Below are 7,548 nucleotides of genomic sequence, written 5' to 3' on the forward strand. Positions count from 1 at the left end.
GCGGACAGCGACTGCTGACCGAATCGCAAGCCGGTGCATTAGAGAATGGTCTGGAGAAACCCCTCTTGGCATAGACTTTTGCCGTCGTTGAAACGCCCCTGCAGGACAGCCAACACGGAGCCGAGAGCCACAAACTAAATCGGTTTACTATTTAGCGCGCCTTTCCTACCATCCAGAGATGGCGAGAGAAACCTTTACGATTGAGGGCGCAGGCGCGATTTCTCTTACAGCCGAGGCTGAGGGGGATGCCTACGCCATACCCGTCCTTCTTGCGCACGGCGGCGGGCAGACACGGCGCGCGTGGAGAAGGGTGGTCAGCGAGCTGGCTCAAGCCGGCTTTCGCGCAATCGCCTTCGACATGCGCGGTCACGGAGACAGCGATTGGTCGCCATGCGGAGCTTATGAAATGCGCGACTTCGCGGCGGATCTGGTCGCTGCAGCGTCGCGCCTGGACCAGAAGCCAGCGCTGGTCGGCGCTTCACTGGGCGGGCTCGCTGGACTGATTGCCGCAGGGGAGCTTGCTCCAGGTAGCTTTGCTTCACTCACATTGGTCGACATTGCCCCGCGCATGGCGCCCAGCGGTGTAATGCGCGTGGTTGGTTTCATGGAAGAGCATGTCGATAGCGGCTTCGCCTCACCAGAGGAGGCGGCCGACGTGATCGCTCGCTACATGCCGCATCGTCCCAGGCGGGGCGCGAGCGATGGTCTGAAAAGCTATCTGCGGCAGAAGCCGGATGGGCGCTTCTATTGGCACTGGGACCCTGCGTTTATCCGTAATATAATGTCAGCCAGACAAGGCGACCCAGACAGCCAAGAACGTCAATCGGCAATGCTCAGCCAAGCTGCGGCGAATCTCACGCTTCCGCTTCACCTCATCCGAGGCGCCTCTAGCGATCTTGTTTCCGAAGAGGCCGTATTGCATCTGCGACAACTCGCCCCCCATGCAGAATACACCGATATTGCCGATGCCACGCACATGGTCGTGGGCGATGCGAACGATGCCTTTTCCGCCGCTATCGTCGATTTCCTACGGCGCCATCACTCATCCGATACGGCTCAGCCACAGGGGACGAGGGAGCTATGATCGATCGAGAGCGCTTGCAGGAAATGCTGAATATCGCGCCGTTTCATCGATGGCTTGGGCTGGAGATTGCAACATGCTCCGACCAGGGAATCGCGATCACCATGCCATGGCGCGAAGAGATCGTGTCGAACCCTATGATTGGGTCGGCGCATGGAGGGATCCTGGCTTCACTGGTCGACCTCACCGGGCTTTATACTCTGCTTGCCGGGGGCGTCGCGGCGAGAGCGACGGCCGATCTGCATGTCGATTACCACCGTCCTGCAACCTCAGGACCTCTCACTGCTCACGGACAGATCGTGAAGATCGGGCGACAGATTTCGGTGGCGGAAACCCGGGTTATCGAGCCCGACGGCAAGTTGGTCGCCAGCGGCAGGGGCGCCTACTTCTCGTCAACCGGATCACTTGATCATCGCGGCGGGACTATTGATCTCGAACAGGCTCTTGCCACCCAAGGCCCAGCGACTTCTGCAGCGCGATCCACGCCAGCGTAAGGGCGCCTTTTGCCCGGACGAGGTCTGCTGAGGCCTGCTGCTGTTCTCGCAGGGCCCGGTTGAGGTCAGCCTTCGAGATCGCTCCTGCGGCAAAACGTTGGCGGTTCAGGTCCGCCGCGCCGTCAGCCTGCTTCTTGATTTGCATACTGGCAGCGAGCGCCACACGCTGCTGGCCGAAGCGAGCCAAGGCACGTTCGGCGTCTTGCAGTGCCAGAAGCACCGTCTGCTGGTAATTGGCGACTGCTTCGTTGCGCGCCGCCCCGGCTTGGTCGATCGCAGCGTCTACCCTGCCGAAATCCAGAAAATTCCACTGGAGGCGTGGGATCGCGAGTGCGGAGAAATCGCCGACATCGACAACGTCGTCCAACGAGGATCCGCCGAGGCCCAGGATCCCCGTGAAGGACAATTTCGGGAACCGCGCCGCCTCGGCCACCCCGATCCGCGCCGTCGACGCGGCAAGAGACCGTTCGGCCGCCCTTATGTCAGGCCGACGCGCCACCAGGCTTGCCGGATCGCCGATCGCGACCTGCTCTGGCGGCATGGGAATGGAATGCGCAGTCGTGAGCGCTGCATCAACTGATCCCGGCACCTGTCCGGTCAGTATAGCGAGTGCATCAGACAGGACTGCGATATCCGCTTCAGCTTCGGCAAGTTGTGACTTGAGCATCTCCAGTTCGGCATTCGCGGTGCCTACCGGGAAAAGCGGCAATGCACCGCGCTGATAGCGTTGGTATGTCAGCGCCAGGATCTCTTCCTGCAACGAAATCTGCGCCTCAAATTGCTCTGCGCGGAATTGGGCCTCCCGCAAATTGACGTAGGTGCTGGCCACTTGGGCAGTCAACTGGACCTTTGCGTCCTCTGCATTGGCCACCGTTGCAGCAGCTTGGGCATTGCTGGCTTCAATGCGCCTGCGCGAGCCACCGGCGAACTCCAGCTCCCAGTTGGCGTTAAGGCCCACATTGAAAAAGCTGAGCGAGTCATCGGTTTCTGCGTCGGAATTGGTTTGCTCTGACGGGGGGGGCGCCCCGCCTTGAATGTCGAGACCACGAAGCCGGCCCTGCACGGTGGTGGCCTGTGCCCCAAGCGATGGCATTCGACCCGCACGGTCTTGCCTGATGGATGCCCGTGCCTGGGCAATGCGCGCCTGCGCTGCGGCGAGCGAAGGGTTGCCGGACAGCGCAGCCTCCACCAGCCGCGTCAACTCGGGATCGCCGAGCAGCAGCCACCATTGAGCGACAACCGGATCAGATGCGCTCACATCACTGCCAGCGCGCACAAAGCGAGTGCCCGTGTCTGCTGACACAACTTCCGGGGGGCCTGCATAATCGGGCCCAGCCGTGCATCCAGCTAGCAAGGCGATAGTGATAATCGGAGGTAGCAAGTGGCGCATAATCTCGGGCTCAGTGCATCGAAAGGGAGACATTTTCCGGAAGCGGCTTGAGGAACAGAACAAGCGGGACTGTCGCGAGTGTGAGAAGTCCCATCACCAGAAAGACATCATTGTAGGTCATGATGAACGCTTCGCGCTGGAGAGTGCCGCCGAGTGCCGCCATCGCTCGTTCCATATCGCCCAAGCTTCGCGCCAGTCCGTCGAGATAGGTCTGCAGCGAAACGCTGTTCGCATTCAGCGTTTCTTCCATGCGCCTCGTATGGTGCCAAATTCGCTGGTCCTGGAACGAAGCGAGGGCCGAGAGGGCGAATGATCCGCCAAGATTGCGGGCCGCGTTGAAAATGCCCGAGGCATCGCCCGCGTCTTCCTTGGCCACCGACGCAACCGTTGCCTGATTCAGGAACATCATCGCAAGTATCATTCCGGCCCCGCGGATAAGCTGACTTTCAGTGAAGACAGCGCCGCCGGATTCGGCGGTCAGACTCGTGCTGACAAAGCAGCTGATCGCCATCAGCAGCATTCCGGTGCCGACGGCAATGCGGATGTCCACCTTGCGGATCATCAGGGGCAGAACCGGCATCAGGAGAAAGGCCGGGACACCCATCCAGAAGATGACCAGTCCCGTCTGAAAAGCATTATAGTCAGAGATGATCGCCAGAAACTGCGGAATGACATAGGTCGAACCATACATCACCATGCCCAGGGCGAGCGCCATGATCGCGACGCTGGCGAACTGTCGATTGAACAGGAGCTGCAACTTCAAGACGGGCTTGCGTGCCTTCAGCCGTTCGAGCCAAGCGCTCAGCGGAATGACGACGATTTCAGCAACGAGAAATGACGTAGCAATCCAGGTGCCTTCGGCGCCTGTGGCACCGATCTCGCCCTGAATGACGGGGAGTGCGGAATTGACGATTGATATGTCCAGCGTCGCGAGCATGGCGCCAAGCGCGCCCGCGGCCACAGCGACCCAGGCAGTCACGTCTGCGTTCTTTCGGCCCCCGGCCGGCCCGATCGAAGTGTCCTGCGCTGCCAGTATCTCGGTCATTGAGTCCGACTCGAGATCTCTTCCAATTCGCCGGCAGCATTCCGGGTGTCGACCGTAGCCACTACCGACATGCCGGGAACGAGCAGACGCCGCACTTCAGGGGGAGCATCGATACCGATGCGGACGGGTATCCGTTGAACGATCTTGGTAAAGTTGCCGGTGGCATTTTCGGGGGGGAGGATGGAAAATTCCGCGCCCGTTCCCGGCGATATGCTGTCCACTCGTCCCGCGATCTCAAGGTCTGGCAGGGCGTCAACTTCGAGCCTGACGCTCTGGCCGGCCCGGATGAGGCCGACCTGCGTTTCTTTGAAGTTCGCGGTCACGTAGATCGCGCTCACCGGAACCACCGTCATCAAACGTTGACCCGGTTGCACGAACTGGCCCACCCTGACCGAGAGATCGCCGACTCGGCCGGCCTTGCTGGCGCGCAGCAAGGTCGATTCAACCGTAAGGTCGGCTGTTTCCAGCTGAGCGCGAGCAGCGTCCGCCTGCGCCTGGGTCTGGCTGATCTGCTCGAACAGGGTCCCCCGGCGAGCGGTCGCGGCAGCCACCGCCGCCTGCGCAGCGGCGAATTCGGCCCGCGCCTGCCGCGCCTGCGCCTCATACTGGTCTAGCTTTTCCCGCGGTTCGGCTCCTGTCGCGGCAAGGGGCCGATATCGCGCCACCTGGTCGTTCGCGAGGTCCAGTGCCGCGCTCGCGGCGGCGAGTTGGGCCCGCGCCTGGCGAATGGCTGCATCCTGTTCGGATACCTGAGAACGGATTGTGTCGGCACCGGCCAGGGTCGCAGCGATCTGTGCGCGCGCCTGCTGCGCTTGCGCCTGATAATCCCGCAGATCCAGTTGTACGAGGGCTCCGCCGCGAGCTACTTGCTCGTTCTCCCCTACGAAGACCTCTTCGACGTATCCCGCTACCTTGGAAGAGATAACGACGCTGTCGGCAGCGACATAGGCGTTATCGGTCGACTGCATGTACTGTCCGTAGGTTACGTGCCGGTAGTACCACCAGATCCCGCCAAGCAGCACGGCAAGACCAACGATGATTAGCACGATGCGCAAGCTACGCCGCGATTGCGGTTTCGTTGGGGTTGTGCCCTCCTGCTCCGGTTGGTTGGAGTTATCGGTCATCTGACTCTTTCGGCAGCCTCAGTAAAAGGTGAACGCGTCTCGCGCCCTATGAGCCGTGAGTCAGATAGTAAAGGCATTTAGCAGTTTGCATTTGGGCATCCGAGGCTATCCGACTACACAGCCCTATGGATGAAAAACCAGATACCATGTCACGGTCTCAGCGTCGGCAGAAGATCATCACCGATGATGACCGCATTCTCTATCTTATGGACGAGATCAGTCGCGGCGCGCGCAGAGTGTACGATGCGAGGGTCGCCAGGATCGGTCTCAATCAGACACAGTGGAGGATCATCGGACAACTTCTTCGCGATCCTGCCCTTACGCAGGCTGAAATCGCCAAGAAACTGGAACTGGAATCGGCGACCATCGGCCAGGCGGTTGCAGGTCTTTGCGCACGCGGGCTGATGAAAAGGCTTCGAGCTGAGACGGATCGGCGAGCGTGGCAGCTCATCCTCACGGAGCAGCTAGATGATATGCTGCCCGAACTGAGAGGCTCCGCGGATAGGCTTCATGATCTGCTTTGGCGCGACATTGCCGCCGACGAGAAGCAAACGTTGCAGCAGATTCTTGCAAGGGTATCGGAAAATCTGGACCAACTCCGGGCCGAGGCTGAGTAATATCATGGCATCGCCCCCGGAAAAGCCTATCAGCAGCATCGCTCGCGCCGCGGAGATCGGCCGAATCTTAATGAGGCACGGTGCGAAGACTCTCGCCGGAGCCCTCGGATTTATTCCCTCTTCGAGCAATGTCATCGATCCTCGCGAATTTCGTCCGGCCGCAGTTGTCGCGTTCCTCCGTGACATCGGGCCAGTCGGCATAAAGCTGGGGCAGCTCCTCGCCACCCGAAGCGATCTGTTTACCGAACACTGGATCACTGCATTCTCAACCCTGCACGATCAGGTGTCGCCGGTGCGCTTCGCACATATCGAGCCCGTACTTGCTTCAAGCTGGGGTGAGGACTGGCGGAACGACTTTGCGCAGTTCGACGAACAGCCTCTGGCGTCCGCCTCGATTGCACAGACCTATTCCGCCAAGCTACGGGACGGTAGCGAGGTCATCGTGAAAGTTCGCCGCCCGGGCACCGCCGCGCGCATGGAAGCCGATGTGCGCCTGCTTGTGCGTCTTGCCGAGATCGCGGAAGCACGCTCGCCTGACATCGCGCGTTACCGGCCAGTCGAGTTTCTGCGGACCTTCGGCCGCAATCTTGCCTGGGAGATGGACCTCGCTGCGGAATCCCGAGCCTGCGAGCGGATCGGCGCATATCTCGAAACCATCGGCGTCAGGACCCCGGCCATCCATTGGGAACTGACCGGGCTGCGGGTGAACGTTCAGGAACGCCTGTACGGCAGGCCCGCGTCTTCGCTGGGCGCCTCATCGGGCGATCCGGAGGTGGCGGCGTTCGCCAAGTGCTATGCCAACGCAGTCCTGCGCATGATCATTCTGAACGGCGAATTCCACGGCGACCCTCATCCCGGCAATGTTTTCCTGATCGGCGAGCAGGATGTCGGCTTCATCGACTTCGGATCGGTCGGGACGCTCACCAAGGCCAGGCGCGACGAAATCGTCCGCCTCGTGCTTGCGATTGCTGGTGAGGAAACCAGCGATGTCGCGGATGTCCTGCTCGCATGGGCGGGGGAGCCGAAGGTGGATCGCGATGCGCTCGCGGTGGATCTGGATCAGTTGATTGGAGAGTTCAGGGGGACCGTGCTATCTGGCATCGAGTTCTCGCAGATTTTTTCCCGCGTTTTCGATCTGTTGCGGGATTATCGACTGGTTCTGCCACCTGATCTGGCCATTCTTCTGCGTACCTTGTTGACTGCAGAGGGCTTCGTCCGATCGCTGGCACCGGACTACAACATCGCCGAAGAGACCCGGCCGATCATGACGGAGCTTCTCGCCGAGCGGTTCTCGCTCGGCAGCGCTCGGTCGGGTTTGAAGAGACTTCGCGGTCAGCTGCTGGGGTTGTCGGCGTCCTTGCCCGACATACTTGCCACTGCGAACTCGATCGCAAAGTCAGGATATGTGCCGGTTCAGCTCGATCCGCTCAGTATCGAGCAGCTCGCTGGACTTCGCAATGAGCGTCAGTCCTTGAAAGGCCCTCTAGCTGCCGCATTGATCATAGCTAGCGCGTTGCTTGTCGATCAATCCTGGCTTCTGGCTGGCGGCGCGCTTGTGATTGCTGGGGTGGTGCTCATCCGAAAGTCATAATGAAGGAGCAACTTAATTCGTGCACGGTCACGATACGGCAAAGCCGAACTTAACGAGGATTTCATGCGCCTCACTTCAGCGACCAAGACGCATCGCGAAGAAAATTTTTCGACCTATTGCGATTGAAGGCTTATTTTCCTCAATCAGACGAAACTTTGGAACGGCAGCTTTCAGGCGTGTCCTCGCCTGACTTTATGGCCGCTATG

At 60.4% G+C, this 7,548-nt stretch carries 7 protein-coding genes; 4 read left to right on the forward strand and 3 right to left on the reverse strand.

The genetic code is table 11. The annotated features are described in order from the left end of the window. Window positions 1-178 precede the first annotated feature (178 nt). Complete coding sequence (locus GRI47_RS14670; protein WP_160661209.1) at window positions 179-1,084, forward strand: alpha/beta fold hydrolase; 906 nt, start codon at window positions 179-181, stop codon at window positions 1,082-1,084. A 23-nt stretch (window positions 1,085-1,107) separates the two neighbouring features. Next, window positions 1,108-1,575, forward strand: a complete 468-nt coding sequence (locus GRI47_RS14675; RefSeq protein WP_237452676.1) for a hotdog fold thioesterase — start codon at window positions 1,108-1,110, stop codon at window positions 1,573-1,575. On the opposite strand, the gene GRI47_RS14680 is transcribed toward GRI47_RS14675, so the two are convergent. From GRI47_RS14680 to GRI47_RS14690, 3 genes are read right to left on the reverse strand one after another with little or no spacing between them, the layout of a single operon-like run. Further along, window positions 1,505-2,965 carry an efflux transporter outer membrane subunit gene (locus GRI47_RS14680; RefSeq protein ID WP_088711257.1) on the reverse strand — a complete coding sequence of 487 codons (1,461 nt, stop codon included), beginning with the start codon at window positions 2,963-2,965 and terminating at the stop codon, window positions 1,505-1,507. The genes GRI47_RS14675 and GRI47_RS14680 overlap by 71 nt on opposite strands. Window positions 2,966-2,975: 10 nt before the next feature. Next, entirely contained in the window at window positions 2,976-4,010 is a 1,035-nt protein-coding gene (locus GRI47_RS14685) for an MFS transporter (protein ID WP_160662071.1), read from the reverse strand. Beyond that, a complete protein-coding gene (locus GRI47_RS14690) occupies window positions 4,007-5,134 on the reverse strand; it encodes an HlyD family secretion protein (protein WP_160659385.1) in 1,128 nt (375 codons plus the stop codon). Before GRI47_RS14690 ends, GRI47_RS14685 begins: the two co-directional genes overlap by 4 nt. Window positions 5,135-5,259: 125 nt before the next feature. On the opposite strand from GRI47_RS14690, the gene GRI47_RS14695 reads away from it, so the two are divergent. Both GRI47_RS14695 and GRI47_RS14700 read left to right on the forward strand, forming a co-directional pair. Then, on the forward strand, window positions 5,260-5,751 hold the full coding sequence (locus GRI47_RS14695) for a MarR family winged helix-turn-helix transcriptional regulator (protein ID WP_160659386.1): 492 nt from the start codon (window positions 5,260-5,262) through the stop codon (window positions 5,749-5,751). Between the two features lie 4 nt (window positions 5,752-5,755). Beyond that, complete coding sequence (locus tag GRI47_RS14700; RefSeq protein ID WP_160659387.1) at window positions 5,756-7,342, forward strand: ABC1 kinase family protein; 1,587 nt, start codon at window positions 5,756-5,758, stop codon at window positions 7,340-7,342. The last annotated feature ends 206 nt before the right edge of the window (window positions 7,343-7,548 follow it).

It is taken from the genome of Qipengyuania pelagi, from assembly GCF_009827295.1.
Lineage (GTDB): Bacteria > Pseudomonadota > Alphaproteobacteria > Sphingomonadales > Sphingomonadaceae > Qipengyuania > Qipengyuania pelagi.

Excerpts from the sequence above, each read along its gene's own strand:
- GRI47_RS14675 (WP_237452676.1), top strand. The coding sequence starts at position 1,108 with ATGCTGAATATCGCGCCGTTTCATCGATGGCTTGGGCTGGAGATTGCA.
- GRI47_RS14670 (WP_160661209.1), top strand. The coding sequence starts at position 179 with ATGGCGAGAGAAACCTTTACGATTGAGGGCGCAGGCGCGATTTCTCTT.
- GRI47_RS14690 (WP_160659385.1), bottom strand. The coding sequence starts at position 5,134 with ATGACCGATAACTCCAACCAACCGGAGCAGGAGGGCACAACCCCAACG.
- GRI47_RS14680 (WP_088711257.1), bottom strand. The coding sequence starts at position 2,965 with ATGCGCCACTTGCTACCTCCGATTATCACTATCGCCTTGCTAGCTGGA.
- GRI47_RS14685 (WP_160662071.1), bottom strand. The coding sequence starts at position 4,010 with ATGACCGAGATACTGGCAGCGCAGGACACTTCGATCGGGCCGGCCGGG.
- GRI47_RS14695 (WP_160659386.1), top strand. The coding sequence starts at position 5,260 with ATGGATGAAAAACCAGATACCATGTCACGGTCTCAGCGTCGGCAGAAG.
- GRI47_RS14700 (WP_160659387.1), top strand. The coding sequence starts at position 5,756 with ATGGCATCGCCCCCGGAAAAGCCTATCAGCAGCATCGCTCGCGCCGCG.